This window comes from Parvibaculum indicum (genome assembly GCF_011762095.1).
In the GTDB taxonomy this organism is placed as follows: domain Bacteria; phylum Pseudomonadota; class Alphaproteobacteria; order Parvibaculales; family Parvibaculaceae; genus Parvibaculum; species Parvibaculum indicum.
In genome coordinates this window covers 122,652-142,406 of sequence record NZ_JAASQO010000003.1, presented here as the reverse complement: position 1 = coordinate 142,406, position 19,755 = coordinate 122,652, and the positions used below count along the sequence as shown (strand labels likewise).

Sequence of the window (19,755 nt, the reverse complement as noted above, 5' to 3'; positions counted from 1 at the left end):
AAGTGTCCTTTGATGAGCTTTCAAGGCTGAGGTGGCAATGACTTCGATCCAGACCGGACATCGCGCGACACAGCGCGCCGCAAACGCGGAAGGGGGGCAAAAAGCCTCCGGTTCCGCCGATGGCGGGCCGCAGCTGGTCACCCGCAATGCCGGGCTTCAGGTCGAAAAGATCGGCAAGAGCTTCAAGGGACGGCCCGTCGTCCGCGGCGTCAGCTTCAACCTCCACCGGGGCGAGGCCGTGGGCCTTCTGGGCCCGAACGGCGCCGGCAAGACCACCGTCTTCTACATGATTACCGGCCTCATCCGGCCCGATTACGGCAGCATCGCGCTTGACGGTCTCAACGTGACCGAACTGCCGATGTACCGGCGCGCGCGCATGGGCATCGGCTATCTGCCGCAGGAGGCCTCGATCTTTCGCGGCCTTACCGTGGAGCAGAATATCCGCGCGACGCTGGAAGTGGTGGAACGCGACCGCGACAGGCGCGAGACGGCGCTGGACGATCTGCTGGCGGAATTCTCGATCACCCATTTGCGCCGCACGCCGTCCATTGCGCTGTCGGGCGGCGAAAGGCGGCGCGTGGAAATCGCGCGCGCGCTGGCCACGCAACCCTCCTTCATGCTGCTCGACGAACCGTTCGCCGGTATCGACCCGATCGCGATCGGCGATATCCGCGATCTCGTGGCGCATCTGAAGGACAGGGGCATCGGCGTGCTGGTCACCGACCACAATGTGCGCGAGACGCTGGAACTGATCGACCACGCGGTCATCATTCACGATGGCCAGGTGCTGATGGAAGGCGAGCCTTCCGAAATCGTGGGCAATGAAGATGTGCGCCGTCTCTATCTCGGCGACCGGTTCAGCCTGTGACGAAGATGACGGGGCTTGAGATCGTAATGCGTAACGGACGGGGGGCATAGGAGCTCATGGCGCTCGCACCGCGGCTGGAGATGAGACAAGGCCAGAGCCTTGTCATGACGCCGCAACTGCAGCAGGCGATCAAGCTGCTGCAGCTTTCCAATCTCGAGCTTGCCGAATATGTCGAACAGGAACTCGAGCGCAATCCGCTGCTCGAATCCGGTTCGGGCGAGCCCGAGAACGAGCGCTCCCGCGACGACACCGCTGCCGAATCGTCCTCCGAGACGCGGTGGTCAGAGGACCAGCTCTCCCTCAGCGAAGATTCCCCCCTGCCCGGCCGGGAAAGCGACCTCGATACCGATTACGACAATGTCTATGCCGACGAGGCGCGCAGCGACGTGCAGAACGAAGCGGCCGCCGCGGGCTCCTCAAGCTCCGACTGGCAGTCGCTCAGAACCTCCGGCGGCGGCGGACAGGGCAGCGACGAATACAGCTTCGAAGCCACGCTGACGCGCGAGGCAACGCTTTCGGAACATCTCACCGAACAGATGCAGATGTCCCTCAAAGTGCCGCAGGACCGCCTGATCGGCGCCTACCTCATCGACCAGGTGAACGAGGCCGGCTACATCACCGCCGACATGGAAGAGATTGCGGAACGGCTCGGCGCGGAAATCGAGGACGTGCTCAGCGTGCTCGAGGTTCTGCAAGGTTTCGAGCCGGCGGGCGTCTGCGCGCGCAACCTGAAAGAATGCCTCGCGATCCAGCTTGCCGAGCGCGACCGGCTCGATCCGACCATGGAGAACTTCCTCGATCACCTGGAGCTTTTCGCCAAGCGCGATTTCGACCAGCTCATGAAGGTCACCGGCGCGGACCGCGACGACATCGCCGGCATGATCGAGGACATCCGTGCCTGCAACCCCAAGCCCGGCCTTGCGTTCGGCGACGAACCGGTGGTGCCGGTCATTCCGGACGTGTTCGTCAGGCGGGGATCGGACGGTGGCTGGCTCGTCGAGATCAATTCCGAAACGCTGCCGCGGGTTCTGGTGAACCAGCAATATTACGCGGAAGTCTCCAGCCTCGCGGACGCCAAGGCCAAGGCCTATGTGTCGGAATGCCTCAACAATGCGAACTGGCTGGTGAAGAGCCTCGACCAGCGCGCGCGCACGATCCTGAAAGTGGCGTCCGAAATCATCCGGCAGCAGGATGCCTTCCTGATGTATGGCGTGCAGCATTTGCGGCCGCTGAACCTGAAGACGGTAGCGGATGCGATCTCGATGCACGAATCCACCGTCAGCCGCGTGACCTCGAACAAATACATCGCCACGCCGCGCGGGATATTCGAGCTGAAATATTTCTTCACCTCGGCCATCGCCGGAACGGAAGGCGGCGCGTCGCATTCGGCGGAATCGGTGCGCCATCGCATCAAGGAACTGATCGATTCGGAGCGGCCGGACGCCGTTCTTTCCGACGACAACATCGTGGAAATCCTGAAAGGCCAGGGGATCGACATCGCCCGGCGCACCGTGGCGAAGTACCGGGAAGCCCTGAGCATCCCGTCCTCGGTCCAGCGGCGGCGGGAAAAGAAGGCCTATGCCTGAGCGGGCCGGCGCCATGCGGCAGAGTGCCGGATAAACCCGTAACACACTGATTCAAAACGATCTTAAGGCTCTATCAGGGTCCCGGTTGACACCTTATGGCGGCCCCACTAGTTTCCACGCGCTTGATGACGGCGTGGCAGATAGAATCTCCGCGACGCGGCAGATAGCAGAAGCCAATCCTGGCTCGGGGCGAGGCCCCGCGGACAGGGCGGCGCGCTTCGCCACAGGCAGTCCATCGGGACATTGCGACCCGGAAAGGTCTCTCAATGCAGGTTCAGGTCAGCGGCCATCATCTCGACATCGGAGATGCGCTCCGCACCCATGTTACCGACAGGCTCGAAGCCGCCGTCGACAAATATTTCGATCGTCCGGTAGATGCGAACGTCACCATCACCAAGGACGGATTCAACTATCGCGCCGATTGCGCGGTGCATCTGAGTTCCGGCATGTATGTGAAGGCCGAGGGCCAGGCGACGGAAGTCTATGCCGCCTTCGACGCCGCGCTGGAACGGCTGGAGAAGAGGCTCAGGCGCTACAAGCGCAAGCTGAAAAACCACAACAACAACAACAAGCCCGAACTCCCCGCCGAGACGGTGCCGTCCTTCGTGATCGAGGCGGTCTCCGAGAATGAGGAAGTCGAAGAGGACGCGCAGCCGGTCATCATCGCCGAAGGCACGACGGACATTCCGAAACTCAGCGTGGGCGATGCGGTCATGCGCATGGATCTGAGCGACGCGCCCTTCGTCATGTTCCGCAATGGCGATGGCGGCCTCTGTCTCGTCTACCGGCGTCAGGACGGCAATATCGGCTGGGTCGATACCAGCCGCGATTCACAAAAGGCTTGAGACCGTGAGAAGCTTTACCGCTCTAGCCAGCGCACGTCCCCTGCCCGGCACCCGCCCGGCGCATGGACACGCGCTTCGGCCACAGCCTCAGCAGAACAGGGTGCGGATCATGGAGCTTGAAGATCTGGTACGGCCGGAAGGGGTGCTTGCGCATCTCAAGGTCACCAGCAAAAAGCAGGCGCTGCAGGAACTCGCCGCGCGCGCGGCGGACCTCACCGGCGTCTCCGAGCGCTCTATCTTCGAAACGCTGCTCGAGCGCGAGCGCCTGGGCTCCACGGGCGTGGGCCAGGGCATTGCCATTCCGCATGGCAAGCTGGGCGAACTGGATCGGCTGCACGGGCTGTTTGCGCGGCTCGACACGCCGATCGATTTCGAATCGGTGGACGACCAGCCGGTGGACCTGATCTTCCTGCTGCTTGCGCCGGAAAGCGCGGGCGCGGACCATCTGAAAGCGCTGGCGCGCGTGTCGCGCCTGCTGCGGAACGGCGCGGTAGTGGAAAAGCTCCGCGCGACCGACGATGCCGCCGCGCTTTACGCCATCCTGACCGAACCGGCCGCAACCAGCGCCGTCTGAGCGCGTCAGACCCCGCAAACGCAAAAGCCCCGCCGGAGACGGCGGGGCTTCGCATTTTCAGCCTGTCGAATTCGACGCCTGTTGCGCCCGTCAGTGTACGCTTACGGGTTCCAGGTCGTACTGGCGCGCGCCGGCAAAGGCGGCATCGCGATTGTCCAGCACGGCCATGCGCTCGCCATTGGCGGCATGGACCGAGTAGAGAACGGTATCGGCGGGCACATCGATCTCGTTGCCGAACTCCGACACCAGGTCGCCTGCCAGAACCTCCCGCACATAGACGATGTTGCCCACGCCCGCATTGGCGAAAGCCTCGTCGCTCAGCGTACGCAGATCCTCCGCGCCCCAGCCGGCATTCGGTATTTCGTTTCCGGTATCGTCGAACCGGTCATTGTCCTTACGCATGTCATACTCCTTTCAGACGGTTCGCCGCGGGCCTTGTCTCAGCGCCATGCGACGACCTCGACGGTCGTTTCATTGCCGCGCGTCTCGTCTCCCGACGCGCTTCAATTCAGACCGCATCCTCCTCGATCCGTTTGCGTCCGGGTTTCGAGGAAGAGATGGGTGACCCCTTCGTTCTTCCGTCGCCATCGTCGATTTCGATCCGGCGGACTGTTTTTGCCGGTTCGGGGCGAAGAAGGTCGATAATCAAAAGACCGTGCTCCAGCCTGGCGCCGACGACCTCCACACCTTCTGCCAGCACGAATTTGCGCTGGAACTGGCGGGCGGCGATGCCGCGATGAAGGTAATTCGCGTCGTTCTCCTCACGCTGGCGGCCCTGGATGACGAGCTGGTTGTCCTCGACGGTGACGGATAGTTCGTCACGGGAGAAGCCGGCAACCGCCAGCGTGATCCGCAGCATGTCCGAGCCGGCCGCTTCGCCATCTTCCGCCGGCGCAGGCAACTGCTCGACATTGTAGGGCGGATATCCGTCGGAGGATTTCGCCACACGATCCAGAAGTTGCTCGATCTGTTCAAAACCGAGCAGAAACGGGCTGTTGAACTGCGTCATACGGCTCATGGCCTTCAAAGTCCTCTTCCAAGCGACTTTGCTCCACCCCGCGGGCACCCCCGCAGGGCACGGCCCCGGAATGGGCACCGTTCCGTAAGATGTGGTAATTCCGTCGCGCCGTTGCAAGTTCATCGCACCGGTGCGGGCACAAGCGGCGATGCGCGCTCTGCCGAAAATTCGTGCCACGAACTCAAGGGTTTAGCCGTCGCCTCCGCGCCGCGGCCGCATTACCCACAATTTTTTAGGGATTATGCGCTTGCTCATAAGTCGCTTTGTTCCCTAATAAATTTTTTATACCGTCTTGAAAATCCGGCCCGCATCTCCGATTAGTGGGGGCATATAAACAAGCCCGCATCCCATGCGGACAATCCGAGATACGCGGCGTTCTGTTGCGTATGCGTCGGACCGGTCCGGCCCCGAGAATGCCGGGGCCGCGTCAAACCAGTAAGGAGAAGCCCCATGCTCGAACTCCCCAAACTTCCCTATGAAATGGATGCCCTCGCGCCGCATATTTCCGCCGAGACGCTGTCCTTTCACTATGGCAAGCACCATCAGGCCTATGTGACCAATGGCAACAAGCTGATCGAGGGCACCGAGCTTGCCGATCTGGAACTTGTCGAGCTGATCCGCAAGGTCGCGGGCGACACCTCCAAGAAGGGCGTGTTCAACAACGCCGCCCAGGTGTGGAATCACACCTTCTACTGGAATTCGATGAAGCCGAATGGCGGCGGCGAGCCCAAGGGCAAGCTGGCCGACAAGATCAAGGAAGATTTCGGCGGCCTGGAACAGTTCAAGGACGAGTTCAAGAAGGTGGGCGCCGGCCAGTTCGGCTCGGGCTATGCCTGGCTGGTGCTGAAGCCGGAAGGCAAGCTCGCCGTCTATGGCACCGCCAATGCCGAGACGCCGATCACCGGCAAGGACGTGCCGATCCTCACCACCGATGTGTGGGAGCACACCTATTATCTCGACTACCAGAACCGCCGTCCGGACTATCTGGCGACCTTCGTCGATCACCTGATCAACTGGGAATTCGCCGAGGCGAACTACGAAGCGGCGATCTGACGTTTCCGCATACGGAACAAGACGAGCCGCGCGCAGACCCTGCGCGCGGCTTTTTCATGCCGAATTCAACCGGAAAGCAAAAAAGGCTTCTCCACCGCCCGCCCCGGTTCCACCTGTGCATGCGCGAACCAGTTGAGCCTGATCTGACCGCCCGATTTCGCATATCCTGCGAGAACGAGGCCGGACGGATCGACCGGGAAGGCCCCCATTTCAGGGTCTTCATAGACCGTCATCAGCCCGGCCCACGGCTTGCCGGGATCGGCGGCCGACCATTGCTCCAGCCGACTGAAATTCTCCTTCGCCATTCTGTGCCGGACATCCGCATGCGCGTAGGCCGGATCGACGACCAGGGACAGGCCTGCAAAGATTTCGCCCAGCCCGGGATGGAAAACGGGCTTCACGGTGGAAACCGCGACGGGCCTTTCCCCGTCATAGCCGACAAGGCTGATCTCCGCCGTCCTGTCTCTGGTCTCGACGCCTCGGGGCCGCATGCCCAGTTTCGTCCAGAGCGCCATCGCATCGGCGACGGGGCCCGAAGCATTGCGCCGCCACGCCCATTCCCAGCGCAGCGCATGCCCGGAGCCTGAAGACAGCGCGAGATCGCGATCGTGCAGGCGGTAATTCTCGAACCATGTAATCCGCAGCTGATGGCCTTCATGGCTGAAGCCGATCAGGAAGAAGCCGTCGCCGACAACGGGGCGGCGCCCCAGTTTCGGATTGACGAGGACGAAGCCCGTTCCGGCGAGACGCTCTTCGGGATGGGCCTGCGCCCACCCCGCCAGCAGGTAGTAGGAATGCAGGAGGAGGGCCGACGAAATCCCGCATTGCCGATAATCGGGGTCCACCAGCACATTGGTGAAGGCGAAGCGGGCATCGAGCGCGGCAAGAAAACGCACGCGGCAGGTTTCCACGCCGACCAGCCGATTGCCGTCATAGGCCGCCATGCAGATCTCGTCGGCACGGGCAACGGGATCGGCCTGTGCCGGCAACACCTTCAGCCTCGCCCAGAGCGCCATCGCATCTGCGCGGATATGCGGATTATGTGCCTGCCAGACGGGTATGTAGCGAATTTCTCCAGCCATCAGGCGTAATTATGCGGTGCGGAACCGATGCCTCAACCGACATTCGATCCCTCCCGACAATCGTCGGCGCGAATTCCGCCAAAATGGATTACAGTCACATAATCGTTGGGGGGAGCAGCGATACTCGACAGCTTTTTAAAGTTTGCCGGAGTTCTCCTATGCCACGTCGTTTCCGTTTCTTCCTTGCCGGCCTGATTGCGCTCTGGGCCCTGCCCGCGGCTGCCGCGGAGCAGCGACCGCCCGTGGCGGTCGCAACGGCCACGCTGCAGCGTTTCGTGGACCGGGTGGAAGCCATCGGCACGACGCGCTCCAACGAGACGGTGGATATCACCTCCAATGTGACCGAGAAAGTTGTCGAGATCGGCTTCGACGATGGCGACCGGGTGAAGGAGGGGCAGTTGCTCGTCGGCCTGGAGCGCGCGGAAGAAGAAGCTGCGGTCAGAGCGGCGGATGCACGCCGCGTCGAGGCCGAGACCGCCTATGACCGGGCGCGCAAGCTGGAAAGCCGGCAATATGCCACAACCGCTTCGCTCGACGAACGCCGGTCCGCGCTGGAAGAGGCGACGGCCAATCTGGAAGCGGCACGGTCGCGCCTGGCCGACCGGCAGATCCGCGCGCCCTTCGACGGCGTGGTGGGATTGCGCAATATCAGCCCCGGCGCCCTGGTGACGCCGGGCACCGTGATCACGACGCTGGACGATCTCGACCCGATCAAGCTCGATTTTTCCGTCCCCGCCACGCATATCTCCGAACTGGTCGCGGGACTTGAAATCGAGGCGACGTCGGAAGCCCTGGGCGGCGAAACCTTTCGCGGCGAGATCAGCAGCGTTTCCCCCCGCGTCGATCCGGCGACGCGATCGACGATGGCGCGCGCGGTCCTGCCCAATCCCGATCTCAGGATAAAGCCCGGCCTGCTGATGACGGTCGAGCTGATGAAGCGGCCGCGCCAGGGCGTGGTCGTGCCGGAGGAAGCACTGCTGCCGGAAGGCGAGAAGAATTTCGTCTTCGTCGTCCACCGCGCGCGGGACAATGAGGTGGAACGCCGCGAGGTGAAAATCGGCGGGCGCCGGCCCGGCCAGGTCGAAATCCTTCAAGGCCTCGATGCGGGCGACCTTCTGGTGACGCATGGCGCGATGCGCCTTCGTAACGGAGATCATGTGCGGGTTCTCGGCGAAACGAAGCCCGGCCAGTCGATCCGCGAGCTCATCAAATCCGCGGACCGGGCGGACGCAACGCAAGTGGAGAAGCTGCAATGAAGCTCTCCGACATATCGGTCACACGGCCCGTTTTCGCCGCCGTGATGAGCCTCCTGCTGATCGCGGTGGGGGTCATCTCCTATGAACGCCTGCCCTTGCGCGAATATCCCGATATCGACCCGCCCATCGTTTCCATCGACACGGAATATCCCGGCGCCGCGGCGCAGGTGATCGAGACACGGATCACGCAGGTGATCGAAGACCGGATCGCCGGCATTTCCGGCATCGCCTTCATCAGCTCGGAAAGCCGCGACGGCGAATCGGAGATCACCATCGAGTTCAATCCCGGGCGCGATGTGGACGAAGCCGCCAACGATATTCGCGACCGCGTGTCGGGCGTCGTCGACAATCTGCCCGAAGACGCCGATCCGCCGGATATCCAGAAAGTCGACTCCAGCGACGACGTCATCATGTGGCTCAATGTGCAGAGCACGCAGATGAGCGTGCTGGAGCTGACGGATTATGCACGGCGCTACCTGGTGGACCGCTTTTCGGTGCTGGACGGGGTGGCCCGGGTCCGGCTCTCGGGTGCACGCTCCTATGCCATGCGCATCTGGCTCGACCGGACGGCGCTGGCCGCGCGCGGGCTGACCGTCGACGACGTGGAAAACGCGCTGAGAGCGGAGAATGTGGAGCTGCCCGCGGGCAGCGTGGAGTCGACGCAGCGCCAGTTCACCGCGCGCGTGGAACGCGGGTTCCATACCGCCGGCGATTTCAGCGCGCTGGTTCTCGGGCGGGGCACGGGCGGCTATCTGGTACGCCTCGGCGATGTGGCACGTGTGGAGCGCGCGGCGGAGGAAGACCGGACCTTCTATCGCGGCAATGGCGTGGTGATGGTCGGGCTCGGCATTATCAAGCAGTCCCAGGCCAATACGCTCTCCGTGGCGGCGGCGGCGAAAAGGGAAGCCGCGCTCGTCAACCGCGACCTGCCCGGGGGCATGTCGATCGAACAGAGCTACGACCGTTCCGTGTTCGTGGAAGGGGCCGTGCGGGAAGTCTATAAAACGCTCGGCATCGCGATCGTCCTCGTGGTGCTGGTGATCTTCCTCTTTCTGGGAAGCCTGCGTGCCACGCTCATCCCTGCGGCGACAGTGCCCGTGTCGCTCATCGCCTCGTGTATCGCGCTTTACGCATTGGGATTTTCCATCAACCTGCTGACGCTGCTGGCGCTGGTGCTCGCTATCGGCTTGGTGGTGGACGATGCCATCGTGGTGCTGGAAAACATCCATCGCCGGATGGAGGAAGGCGAGACGCCGCTCGTCGCCGCCTTTCGGGGGGCGAGACAGGTGGGTTTCGCCGTCATCGCGACAACACTGGTTCTGGTGGCTGTGTTCCTGCCGCTTGCCTTCATCGAAGGCCAGATCGGACGGCTCTTCACCGAATTCGCGGTGACCATGGCGGCCGCCATCGCTTTTTCCGCCTTCGCGGCGCTTTCGCTCTCGCCCATGCTCGCCTCCAAGTTGCTGAAGAAACCGGAAGGCCAGCCGAAACTGGTGCGGCTGATCGATGCGGGTTTCGACCGGCTACAAGGCGGGTATGCGCAGGCGCTCGACAAGGCGCTTGGCAAACCCATCATCACTTTTGGCGTTTTCCTCGCCCTGGTGGGCGCCGCCTATGCGTTCTTTGTCGCGATACCGTCGGAATATGCGCCGAAGGAAGATCGCGGCGTGTTCTTCCTTTCCGTCAACGGACCCGAGGGCGCGTCCTTTTCCTATATGAGCGACTATATGGACGAGATCGAGACGCGATTGACGCCCTATGTCGAAAGCGGGGAGATGAAGCGCCTGCTGATACGCGCACCGCGCAGCTTCGGCAATCTGTCGAGCTTCAATACCGGCATCGCCATCTGCGTATTGGCGGATTGGAGCGACCGACGGCCCGCCGGGGTCATAATGGACGAGATCCGCGAGAAGACGAACGATCTCGCCGGGGTGCGCATTTCTCCCATCATGCGGCAGGGCTTTGGAGGCAGCACGTCGAAGCCCGTCGAATTCGTGATCGGCGGCGGCACCTATGCGCAGCTTGCCGAATGGCGCGACATTCTCGAAGACACGATACGGCAGGACAATCCGAACCTGCTGAACGTGGACGACGACTACAAGGAAACGAAACCGCAGATCCGCGTTTCCATCGACCGGAACCGGGCGGGCGATCTCGGCGTCACCGTGGACGACATAGGCCGTACGCTCGAAACCTTCATGGGGTCCCGGCGCGTCACCACCTATATCGAGGATGGCGAGGAATATGACGTGATCCTGGAGGGCGAGCGCAGCCAACAGCGAACGCCGGCGGACATGAACAATATCTTCGTCCGCTCAAACCGGACCGGAGAGCTCATTCCGCTCGCCAATCTGGTGAAAGTGACCGAATATGCCGGCCCGTCGAGCCTCAACCGGTTCAACCGTGTGCGCGCCATCACCATCGAGGCCGATCTGGCCGAGGGCTATTCGCTGGGGGCCGCGCTGGACTATCTGCGGACCCAGGCAAGAGAGAAGCTGCCGGCGTCGGCGGTCATCGACTACAAGGGTCAGTCTCGCGACTTCATCGAGTCGGGCGGATCGCTCGCCTTCGTTTTCACGCTGGGCCTGCTCGTCGTGTTCCTCGTATTGGCGGCGCAGTTCGAAAGTTTCATCCATCCCGTCATCATCATCGCCACCGTGCCGCTTGCCATGACAGGTGCGCTGGCGGGCATCTATCTCACCGGCGGCTCGCTCAACATCTATACGCAGATTTGGCTTATCATGCTGGTCGGGCTGGCGGCGAAGAACGGCATTCTGATCGTGGAGTTCGCCAATCAGCTGCGCAGCGAAGGCCGCCCGTTCCGCGACGCGCTGATAGAAGCATCCACCATTCGCCTGCGCCCCATCCTGATGACAGGCGTGACGACAGCGGCGGGCGCGGTGCCGCTCATCCTTTCCTTCGGAGCGGGGTCGGAAACGCGCGCGGCCATCGGCCTGGTCGTGTTTTCGGGTGTGATCTCCGCGACCGTCTTCACGATTTTCGTCGTACCGGTCGCCTATCAGGCGCTCGCCCGCCATACGGGTGCGCCGGACGACACGCGCAAACGGCTGGAACGCGAAGCCGCGCAGCAGGTCGAGCTGCCGGAAAGCGCCGACTGAACGGCCGGTCGCGCTCTTCAGGCGTGTTGCGATTTCGACGACGCCACGGCGCGCGACAGAATGCGCGTGGAGCGCCAGAGGAAATAGAGGAGCCCCAGGGTCGAGAGGGCGATGACGATGCGATAGGCAATGACCACCGCGCCGAACGCTGCCGCCTTCGGGTGAACGCTCAGCGTCGCCCCGAAGCTCGCATAGATATGGAAGATGTCGAGAAGCGCCGCCTGCACGAACTGGGCGGTGACGAAAAGCGCGATGGCGCCCAGACCCGGCACCGTCGCCGCCTGACCGCTTGCCGCCTCGACGAAGACCGGCGCACCGCCGATGAGGTCGACATAGGCGGCAATCCCGCCGAAGAGTGCAAGGCTCGGCACGCCGAAGCCCCAGATCATCAAGCCGGTGAAGCGATGGGCAAGACGCCGGCGCGTATCATGCTCGGGAGCGTTGTCGGCCGCCGCGCCGGCCAGGATACGCCAGACCACCATGACCGACACCAGCAGCAGCGCCGCAATCAGCGCCACCGAATAGAGACGGAACGCCTCTTCCGACCGCATGATCGCAACCCCCGCCTCGATCGCCCGGATCAACGGGTTTGCGTCCGATTGCAGATAGCCCAATGCCGCATGCTCGTTCATGTTTCCTCCCCGCTTCCGCACACTCCCCCATGGCGGAACCGTCAGCATACCACTCACTTCGGCATGCGGAAATCATGCAGCGCACAATGACCTAACTAACTGTTTTAAAGAACAATTTTTCTTCACGCCGACAGAGGGCGGCGCGCGGGGGCGATCCGCGCATGGCCGAACCAGCGCAAGCGAACCTGATCGCGCTCCGGCGCATAGCCGGCCAGCATAAAGCCGGCGCCGTCAATGGGCCGGGGGGAGCGATCCTCGCCGCCGCAAATCGTCAGCATACCTGCGGGCGATGCCGGGCTGTCCGAGGCGGCGAAATCCGTTTCGGTGAGCCGGAAATTCTCAGCGGCCAGCGCTTCCCGCAAGCCGGTCCCGCGCCATCTCGGCGCCACGAAACAGCGAAGCATGACAAAGCGTCGCCGAAGGGCCGGAAGCGGGACGATACGAAGCGAAGAGGTTGCGATCATCTCTTCCCCGTCATGCGCCATCACGCTCAACGCCGCGGCGGGGCCGGAAAGATCCGTGTTCGGCGCAAAGACATTCCGGTCGCGCCAGAAACGGCATGCTTCCTCGCGCAAGGCGCGATCATCCGCGCCGTTCCGTCCGACCGGGGTCAGACGCCAGCTCGCTTGCCCCGCCGACGCCGCCTCCTCCGCATGAGCCGGATCGTCGACCGGCAAGCGATAGTGGTCGAACCATAGAACGCGCTTCTGAAGCCCCTTGCCGGTATAGCCGAACAAGGTCAGGCCCGACGGCTCCACCGGCCGGGCACCGAGATTGTGGTTCTGGTAGATCGCGGCGGATCCGGCCAGCTTCTCGTCGGGATGCGCCGCGGCCCATCGACCGAGTTCGGCATGACCGTCGATCATCAATCGATCCGTCAGCCGCGCACCGCGCCAGGCCGGGCGAATGAAACTGCGGGCGAAGGCGAACTTTTCTCCCAGCTCGCGCAGGGGATGGACCTCCGCGGTGAGACATCCGGCCAGCGTCTCTCCATCATAGATGGCGATGACGAGTTCTCTGGCGCGCGCGGCCGGGTCGACGCCTTCGGGCAGAATGCCTTCGGCCTGCCACATCTCCATGGCATCGCGCATGACCCGTTCATCGTCCCTGCGCCAGACCGGCCGATATTCGATATTGGCAGGGTCGAAAAGCGGGACGGCACCCCTTTCGGGATGCCGTCCGTTTTCGGTTGCCGCGCCTTCGTCAGAAGGCGAAGCGGAACGATGCGGAGACCGCGTGTTCGTCATAGTCACTCTGGAATTCACCATTGTAGTGGACACGAAGGCTGACGCTGTCGTTCATCGCATAGGTCAGGCCCGCTCCCAAGGCATAGCTCAGATCGTCCCGGGCGACGGTTTTGGTGCTGAAGGCCCCGCCGCTGACGATATTGCCGGTGATGGCCTCGTCCGGACTGCCGAACTCGTTCAGCAGGCGGACATATCCTTCCGGAACGATCTTGCCAGCGTTGCCCAGATCGGCCGTGTAACGCAGCCCCAGGCCCAGCACGCCGCGAACGCTGTTGACGTCCCGGCTATCGACCGTAACGGCCGGCGCGGGTCCTGTTTCCGTGTAGCCGTCGATATCGAGCAGGTTCACCCGCAAACCGACATGCGGCGTGATGTCGAGCGCCCCCTCGGAGAGGATGTAACCGAGTTCGGCGCGCCCCATGATCTGCTTGCCGTCATAGTTCGCTTCGTTCGTGCCGAAGCCCGTCACGAAGCGCTTGCTCTTGTAGCTGTTCCAGCCATAGCCCAGCGAGGCATTGAGGTACCAGGGTGCCGGCCGGTAGGTCGCATAGACCACGACCCCGTTGCCGTCGATATCGGCATTGCTGTTTGCGCCGGCCCCGTTCTCGTCGAAATCGGCCTTGGTGTAGAAGTAGGAGACACCCACTCGCAGATTGTCGGCAAGCTCGCCGTCTATGCCGCCGGAGACGCCCCAGCTATCGGCATCGAAGCCATTGGCGCCGGACGGCGTGAAGGTCGCCCAGTTCTTGCCGGCCCGGCCCCAGAGAGCCCAGTTGCCGTCGCCGCCAAGCGGCATGTCGCCGGCCGAGACGCCGCTCACGCCGCTTTCGCTGGAGGCGGTCTGGAAACCGCCACCGCTCAGGCGGTCCATGATCAGGTCGAGCACCGCATCGGTGGCCGCGACCAGGCTCTGGCCCGAAAGAGCCGCCTCTTCCGGCACCGTTTCCTCGACCAGCTTGCGAAGCGCCGCGGCCTGAGCCTCGGGATCGTTCGGCCAGTTGCCCGAGAGATAAACGACGATCGGGTTATCCTTCGGCACATTGGCGAGATAGCCTTCCAGCGCGCTGGAGATGCTGTCCTTGTTCGGTGTGCCGTCGCCGCCATCGTCGATGATGTCGTTGATCGTCTGCTCGCGGCCGACCGTCAGGTAGAAATCATGTTCGTTCGCGCCGGAGGTGAAGTTGAAGAGGATCGAATTGTCGACCGCGGTGGGAGCCGCGTCGCCTGTCAGATAGACGCCTTCTTCGGCATAACCGATGTCGAGATCGTGCCCCACGGTCAGGTCGATGCCTGCGATCACATTCGCATAGACGGTAAAGCCCGGTTCGACCACCGTTTCGCCGTCCAGCGTCGGGCCCGCGACCGTCATCGATCCCGTCGTGGAGATGAAGCCCGTATCGTCGTCGCCGTTGATGCCGACGATCAAGCGACCGCCATTGGCGAAATCGAAATCCGCGGTGGAATAGACGGCCGCGCCATGGGTGAGTTCCAGATCGGCATAGGTATCGATCCCTTCGCCCGATCCGGTACCAACCTGGAAGGAGCCTGCGCCGATCCACATATCGTCCAGCGCAGAGACCTTGGCCCCCTGATGCAGAACGATATCGCCTGCATATTTGTTGGTCAGGATGTCGGTTTCGTCGAAAACGGTGGTGCCGTCCTTGAAATCGATACGGTCGAAACCGCTGATCGCAAGACCATTGGCACCTTCGGGCGACAGGCCGCCCGGCCCCTCGAAGATGCTGTGTGCGGCGCCGTTGTCCAGCGTCAGCTTGTCGGTCTGCTCGAAGGTCAGCGTCGAATAGTCGTATTCGTCCGCGGCGGAGTGGATACCGTATCCGATCTCGTTGCCGGTGCCGGAGATAGTGACCTCGTCGTCGCCCCTGCCGGTATAGATACCGCCCGAGACCGTGCCGCCCTCGTTCAGCACCGTGTCGTCGCCGGAAGCGAGGATCACATTGCCTTCGATGGTGCCGGTATTGGTGAGGTCGGTGTCGTTATAGAACATGGCGTCGATGTGAAAGCCGAGCGCATGCCCCACCGCGACCGTGCCGTAGATCTTGCCGGCATTGTCGATGGTGATGTCGCGGGAGTCGTTCACGAGAATACCGAGACCGTACTCATCACCCGGAATGACACCGGCATAGGAGTCCGAAGCGTCGATCACGCCGGTCGCGCCATTCTCGATGGTAACGTATTCGCCCGTGGCATAGATGCCCGCCGAATAGTCGCCATTGACCGTGATGGTGCCGGCATTTTCGACCTCGGTGGTGGCCAGGCCGAAGGAACGCGCCTCGATACCGACCGAATAGTCGCCGTTCACCGTGATCGTGGCATCCGCTTCATTGACGACTTCGACATGCGGGCCCTGCGCGCTCACACCGTTGCTGTAATCGCCATATGTCGTGATGGAGCCGCTATTGTCGACACTCGCGCCGGCGTCCAGATGGACGATCTCATACTCGACATAGTCGTAGTAGCGCACGTCGCCGTTCGCTTCGGCGGCGATGCCGTCGGAGCCGTCGCCATGCGTTACGATGTCGCCGGCATTTTCCGCGCGAGCCACGATGATGGCGCCGTCGACGGCCCCCTCCATCGCACCGCTACCGGTGATATCGACCCCTTCCTGCACTGCCCCGACCCGCATACCCGCGGCGTCGTCGCCCCAGGTCGTCACCGTGCCGGCATTGAGGGCATAGGCGGTGGAGAGCACGTCGTCGCCCCAGCTGAATGCCCACAGGCCGGCCGAATCGGCACCGTCATAACTTGGCGTCAGCGGCACGATTTCCGACCCCGTCGTCACGGTGCCTAAATTGACGGCCGCCGCATAGCCGTTGGTCGTCCAGGCCTCAACGCCCGTCGCGGAATAGCCGGTTGTCGAAATCGCGCCGTCTTCGTAGTTGACGGCAACGGCATCGCCTTCCATGTCCTCAGGCTCGAGATCGGGGAAGACCGCTTCCAGATCGTATGAGCCGAGACCGGTCGCATGGAACAGCGTCCAGACCGGCTGGGCGCCGCCGGACGCCATCAGACCCGCCGAGTAGTCGCCCGAGGTTTCGATGGAGCCGTTGTTATAGGCATAGGCGTCCTCGCCGACGCTGAACGCAGCCACGCCGGCGGCATATTCGCCGCTTGTGGTAACGTGACCGATATTGCCTGCGCGAGCTTCATTGTCGAAGTTGAGCGCCATCACGCCGACCGACAAATCGCCTTCCGTGTCGACAGTGCCACCTTCGCCGTTCGCGGCAAGGGTGCCGGAAGCTTCGCCGAACTCGCCGGGCGCATCGAGGCCTTCCAGGTAATCTTCGACGCCGTCGAGGATACCGGAGGTGATGTCCGGATCGAGTTCGTCCAGAACCGCATAGAGCGAGCCGACAGCCGCGACACCCATGGAGACGTCGCCGCCGGTCGAAATCTCGCCGTCATTATAGGCCGCCGCGGCAAAGAGGCTTGCCGACACCATGCCGAGGCTGTAGTCGCCATGCGTCGTGATGCTGCCGTCATAGCCGTTCTGCGCCACCGCATATTTGGCGCCGATGGCTGCGACACCGACGCCGCCCGTGTCATAGGTCGTGACGGTGCCGTCATTCTCCGCCGCGCCCAGGCGCAAACCGCCGGCCAGCATACCGACAGCCCCGATGTCATCGCCATCGGCGGCACCGGTCGTGATCGTGCCGCCTTCCGCATTATGCACGCTGGCATAAAGCCCGAGCGACGCCGCGCCGACGGATGCCAGACCGTCCGTCCGGATCTCGCCCCGGTTTTCAACACCGGCAAGGAAACCGACAGCGGCGGCGCCGATGCCGAAATCGCCATGCGTGACGATGCTTGCCTCGGTATCGTTGAGCACCAGAGCCGTGCCGTATTCGGCAACGATCTCGGGCAGGTATTTCGCCATTACCCAGAAGGGAGCCTCGGGCTCCCCGAGCCCGTCGGGCGTACCGCCCGCGATGGCGACAGCGCCAAGGCCCGCCGGGCCGAAGGTTTCGATATCGCCGCTATTGCCGATATAGGCCTTGCCGCTGACCGAGGCCGCAGCGATACCGAAGCCACCCAGCGTATCGCCGGCCATTTCCTCGCTACCGGTGGTGATGGTGCCGGAATTGTACCCGACGGCGTTGCCATCCGATGCGGCGAGGGCACCGAAGCCCAGCAGGCCGCCCGTCTGGATGTCGCCCGTATTGTTGACGGCCGCACCGCCTTCGCCACCGATGGCGGCCATGCCGAAGGCTGCGTCGTGATAGCCCTCCGTCAGCCCCGCATAGATGGTGCCGTCATTGTGCGCCAGCGCGGCATATTCGGTGGAGGTGGCAACGGCCAGCATGCCCGATGCATCCTGACCGGTTGCCGTGACGGTCGCCCCTTCATGGTTCCAGACCGAGGCCCGGTCGCCGATGGCCACCACGCCGGTCACGAGATATTTCGCCGCCGTTTCCTCCGACACGTAAGGCTCGCCGGCACCGGTGAGGATCCCGACGAGTTCTTCCGCGGCAATCCCGTCCACTTCGCCGTTGACCGTGACCCTGCCGTAATTATGCGCGGCCGCCGTGCCTTCCGGCGCCAGCGCCACCATGCCGGAGGAATTGTCGCCGGAGGTTTCGATCACGCCATAAGCCAAATTCGTCGCGGTCGCATCGGCGGCCGTCGACAGGGCCACGAGACCGGGCGAGGTGCGACTCTCCTCGCCGGCGGAATAGGCCTCGCCCTGCACGGTCCCGGTGGAGATCGTGCCGGAATTCGTCGCCGTGGCATCGCCACGGGCGCCCGCGACGGCCCCCATGCTGCCGACGCCATAGGTTTCGATGTCGCCGCCATTGTAGACGGTCGCACCGCCGTCATCGGCGATCACCAGCATGCCGACCGCGGCATCATGATAACCGGGCGTGGCATACGGCTCGTATACCGCCTGACCGGTCGAGATCGACCCGTCGTTCCTTCCCGAGGCCGTCCCTTCCGGCGAAGTCGCGATCACCAGCATACCCCCGGCATCCTGACCGGTCGCGAAGATCGAGCCGCCTTCATAGTTGGTGGCCGAGGCGCTGTCGCCGACCGCGATCAGGCCGACCGACAGATAATCGACCACCTCGGTCGGGTCCGAACTGATAAGTCCGGCCATGGCGTCTTCGAAGGAAATGCCCTCCGTCTCGCCATAAATGTCGATCGAGCCGCTATTGGTCGCCGTTGCCAGCCCTTCGCCGGCCACCGCGATCAGGCCCGACGAATTGTCGCCGTAAAGAACGATATCGCCGGCATTGGACGCCGTCGCATTTCCCTCGTCGCTCCAGGCCCATCCGCCATCGACGTCGAAACCTTCAGCGCCGGTGATCTCGCCGTCGGCATAGTTCCGAACCGTGGCATTGCCTTCGCCGGAATGGGCGGTGAGGGCGCTCGACTCGCTGCCGAAGATTTCGATCACGCCGTCATTCGTCGCCTTCGCATTGCCTTCATAGGCGTTGGCGACCACGCCATAGGAGGCCTCGCCATCCGTGCTGACCCGGCCGGTATTGACTGCCGTCGCCCCCTCGTCGCCCGCGGCATAGACCGCGCCCGAATAATCGCCATCGGTCGAAACCGTACCGCTATTGCCCGCATAGGCGTAGCCCCAATAGGAATACGCCACGAGACCGTAAGCATTTTCGCCGTTCGTGCCGACCGTGCCCGCATTGGTGACGCTCGCATCGCCATAATAGGCATCTGCGACGATACCGTCCGAGCCGGCCCCATAGGTCGTCACAAAGCCGGAGGCGCCGTTGACGACCGTGGCGTCGTAAATGGTTCTGACATCGATACCGTCCGCGCCTTCGCTTATCTCGTCGCCGGTGATGATCAGACCGTAGTTCTTGACCGTTCCGTTGCCGTACTCCTCATTCTCGGCCCGAACGACGATACCTTCCGCATCCTCGAAAAAGGGCCGTACCGTCGCACCCGCCTGCAGCACAACCGTCAGGTCTTCGACCTCGGAGAAGGAAAGCGTTTCGTCAAACGTGCCGGCGCAGGTGACCGTATCGCCGTTTTGCGGCGTCAGGGGAACACAGGCCCCGCCGCCGCCGATCGTATCCGCGCGCGCCGGAGTGCCGGAAAGGCTCGCGATCACAACCGCGGATGCCGTCGAAAGAAGAGCCGAGGCGAAGAGCCGGCGCATCTTGCCGGCGGTCCGCTGATCCGTACCCCGCTGATTTTCGACCGTCATGCTGTAGTAGTTGTAGGCGCTTCCGGCGATCTTCGACGAAGACAATACGGTTGCGGGCGTGCGCTGAGTGCGGCTCATTCATTTCCCCCAGAGGTAACAGTGCGCATCCGCACGCATCACGGGAGTGCCCACTTCCCTCGATACATCGGCATGCAAAACCAATAAACGTGACCGGAGTATCAAGCGCCGACGCACGCACACTCAACAATGATGTGCGGTCCCATGACGCCTTTCTCATCCATATTCGATCCAACATGGCAACTGATGCCCAAACACGAAAAGCGC

At 63.1% G+C, this 19,755-nt stretch carries 13 protein-coding genes; 7 read left to right on the top strand and 6 right to left on the bottom strand.

All coding sequences use genetic code 11. The annotated features are described in order from the left end of the window. Positions 1-37 precede the first annotated feature (37 nt). The 4 genes from lptB (at position 38) to ptsN (ending at position 3,873) form a co-directional block, all read left to right on the top strand. On the top strand, positions 38-868 hold the full coding sequence (lptB, locus tag FHS78_RS04985; protein ID WP_167091097.1) for an LPS export ABC transporter ATP-binding protein: 831 nt from the start codon (positions 38-40) through the stop codon (positions 866-868). Between the two features lie 56 nt (positions 869-924). Continuing rightward, on the top strand, positions 925-2,454 hold the full coding sequence (rpoN, locus tag FHS78_RS04980) for an RNA polymerase factor sigma-54 (RefSeq protein WP_167091094.1): 1,530 nt from the start codon (positions 925-927) through the stop codon (positions 2,452-2,454). A 266-nt stretch (positions 2,455-2,720) separates the two neighbouring features. Further along, positions 2,721-3,299: a ribosome hibernation-promoting factor, HPF/YfiA family gene (gene hpf / locus FHS78_RS04975; RefSeq protein WP_167091091.1), complete on the top strand. Its 579-nt coding sequence runs from the start codon at positions 2,721-2,723 to the stop codon at positions 3,297-3,299. Between the two features lie 109 nt (positions 3,300-3,408). After that, a complete protein-coding gene (ptsN, locus tag FHS78_RS04970) occupies positions 3,409-3,873 on the top strand; it encodes a PTS IIA-like nitrogen regulatory protein PtsN (protein WP_167091089.1) in 465 nt (154 codons plus the stop codon). 90 nt (positions 3,874-3,963) lie between these two features. On the opposite strand, the gene FHS78_RS04965 is transcribed toward ptsN, so the two are convergent. Beyond that, positions 3,964-4,275 (bottom strand): DUF1150 family protein, encoded by a 312-nt coding sequence (locus FHS78_RS04965; protein ID WP_167091086.1) that lies wholly within the window; start codon positions 4,273-4,275, stop codon positions 3,964-3,966. Positions 4,276-4,381: 106 nt separating this feature from the next. Continuing rightward, complete coding sequence (locus FHS78_RS04960) at positions 4,382-4,891, bottom strand: Hsp20 family protein (protein WP_167091083.1); 510 nt, start codon at positions 4,889-4,891, stop codon at positions 4,382-4,384. Between the two features lie 450 nt (positions 4,892-5,341). Between FHS78_RS04960 and FHS78_RS04955 the strand changes: the two genes are divergently transcribed. Then, complete coding sequence (locus FHS78_RS04955; RefSeq protein WP_167091080.1) at positions 5,342-5,944, top strand: superoxide dismutase; 603 nt, start codon at positions 5,342-5,344, stop codon at positions 5,942-5,944. A gap of 65 nt (positions 5,945-6,009) precedes the next feature. On the opposite strand, the gene FHS78_RS04950 is transcribed toward FHS78_RS04955, so the two are convergent. Further along, positions 6,010-7,026 carry a GNAT family N-acetyltransferase gene (locus FHS78_RS04950; protein ID WP_167091077.1) on the bottom strand — a complete coding sequence of 339 codons (1,017 nt, stop codon included), beginning with the start codon at positions 7,024-7,026 and terminating at the stop codon, positions 6,010-6,012. 158 nt (positions 7,027-7,184) lie between these two features. On the opposite strand from FHS78_RS04950, the gene FHS78_RS04945 reads away from it, so the two are divergent. Both FHS78_RS04945 and FHS78_RS04940 read left to right on the top strand, forming a co-directional pair. Next, on the top strand, positions 7,185-8,282 hold the full coding sequence (locus FHS78_RS04945; protein ID WP_167091074.1) for an efflux RND transporter periplasmic adaptor subunit: 1,098 nt from the start codon (positions 7,185-7,187) through the stop codon (positions 8,280-8,282). Next, on the top strand, positions 8,279-11,401 hold the full coding sequence (locus FHS78_RS04940; RefSeq protein ID WP_167091071.1) for an efflux RND transporter permease subunit: 3,123 nt from the start codon (positions 8,279-8,281) through the stop codon (positions 11,399-11,401). The genes FHS78_RS04945 and FHS78_RS04940 overlap by 4 nt, the downstream gene beginning before the upstream one ends. A gap of 17 nt (positions 11,402-11,418) precedes the next feature. Here FHS78_RS04940 and FHS78_RS04935 read toward each other — a convergent pair whose 3' ends face one another. From FHS78_RS04935 to FHS78_RS04925, 3 genes are all read right to left on the bottom strand, one after another. Beyond that, positions 11,419-12,033: a hypothetical protein gene (locus tag FHS78_RS04935; RefSeq protein ID WP_167091068.1), complete on the bottom strand. Its 615-nt coding sequence runs from the start codon at positions 12,031-12,033 to the stop codon at positions 11,419-11,421. A gap of 122 nt (positions 12,034-12,155) precedes the next feature. Continuing rightward, positions 12,156-13,280 (bottom strand): hypothetical protein, encoded by a 1,125-nt coding sequence (locus FHS78_RS04930; protein WP_167091065.1) that lies wholly within the window; start codon positions 13,278-13,280, stop codon positions 12,156-12,158. Next, positions 13,237-19,548 carry an autotransporter outer membrane beta-barrel domain-containing protein gene (locus FHS78_RS04925; protein ID WP_167091062.1) on the bottom strand — a complete coding sequence of 2,104 codons (6,312 nt, stop codon included), beginning with the start codon at positions 19,546-19,548 and terminating at the stop codon, positions 13,237-13,239. Before FHS78_RS04925 ends, FHS78_RS04930 begins: the two co-directional genes overlap by 44 nt. Between the last annotated feature and the right edge of the window lie 207 nt (positions 19,549-19,755).

Coding starts and splice junctions, on each gene's coding strand:
- lptB (WP_167091097.1), top strand. CDS start 38: ATGACTTCGATCCAGACCGGACATCGCGCGACACAGCGCGCCGCAAAC.
- rpoN (WP_167091094.1), top strand. CDS start 925: ATGGCGCTCGCACCGCGGCTGGAGATGAGACAAGGCCAGAGCCTTGTC.
- hpf (WP_167091091.1), top strand. CDS start 2,721: ATGCAGGTTCAGGTCAGCGGCCATCATCTCGACATCGGAGATGCGCTC.
- ptsN (WP_167091089.1), top strand. CDS start 3,409: ATGGAGCTTGAAGATCTGGTACGGCCGGAAGGGGTGCTTGCGCATCTC.
- FHS78_RS04965 (WP_167091086.1), bottom strand. CDS start 4,275: ATGCGTAAGGACAATGACCGGTTCGACGATACCGGAAACGAAATACCG.
- FHS78_RS04960 (WP_167091083.1), bottom strand. CDS start 4,891: ATGAGCCGTATGACGCAGTTCAACAGCCCGTTTCTGCTCGGTTTTGAA.
- FHS78_RS04955 (WP_167091080.1), top strand. CDS start 5,342: ATGCTCGAACTCCCCAAACTTCCCTATGAAATGGATGCCCTCGCGCCG.
- FHS78_RS04950 (WP_167091077.1), bottom strand. CDS start 7,026: ATGGCTGGAGAAATTCGCTACATACCCGTCTGGCAGGCACATAATCCG.
- FHS78_RS04945 (WP_167091074.1), top strand. CDS start 7,185: ATGCCACGTCGTTTCCGTTTCTTCCTTGCCGGCCTGATTGCGCTCTGG.
- FHS78_RS04940 (WP_167091071.1), top strand. CDS start 8,279: ATGAAGCTCTCCGACATATCGGTCACACGGCCCGTTTTCGCCGCCGTG.
- FHS78_RS04935 (WP_167091068.1), bottom strand. CDS start 12,033: ATGAACGAGCATGCGGCATTGGGCTATCTGCAATCGGACGCAAACCCG.
- FHS78_RS04930 (WP_167091065.1), bottom strand. CDS start 13,280: ATGACGAACACGCGGTCTCCGCATCGTTCCGCTTCGCCTTCTGACGAA.
- FHS78_RS04925 (WP_167091062.1), bottom strand. CDS start 19,548: ATGAGCCGCACTCAGCGCACGCCCGCAACCGTATTGTCTTCGTCGAAG.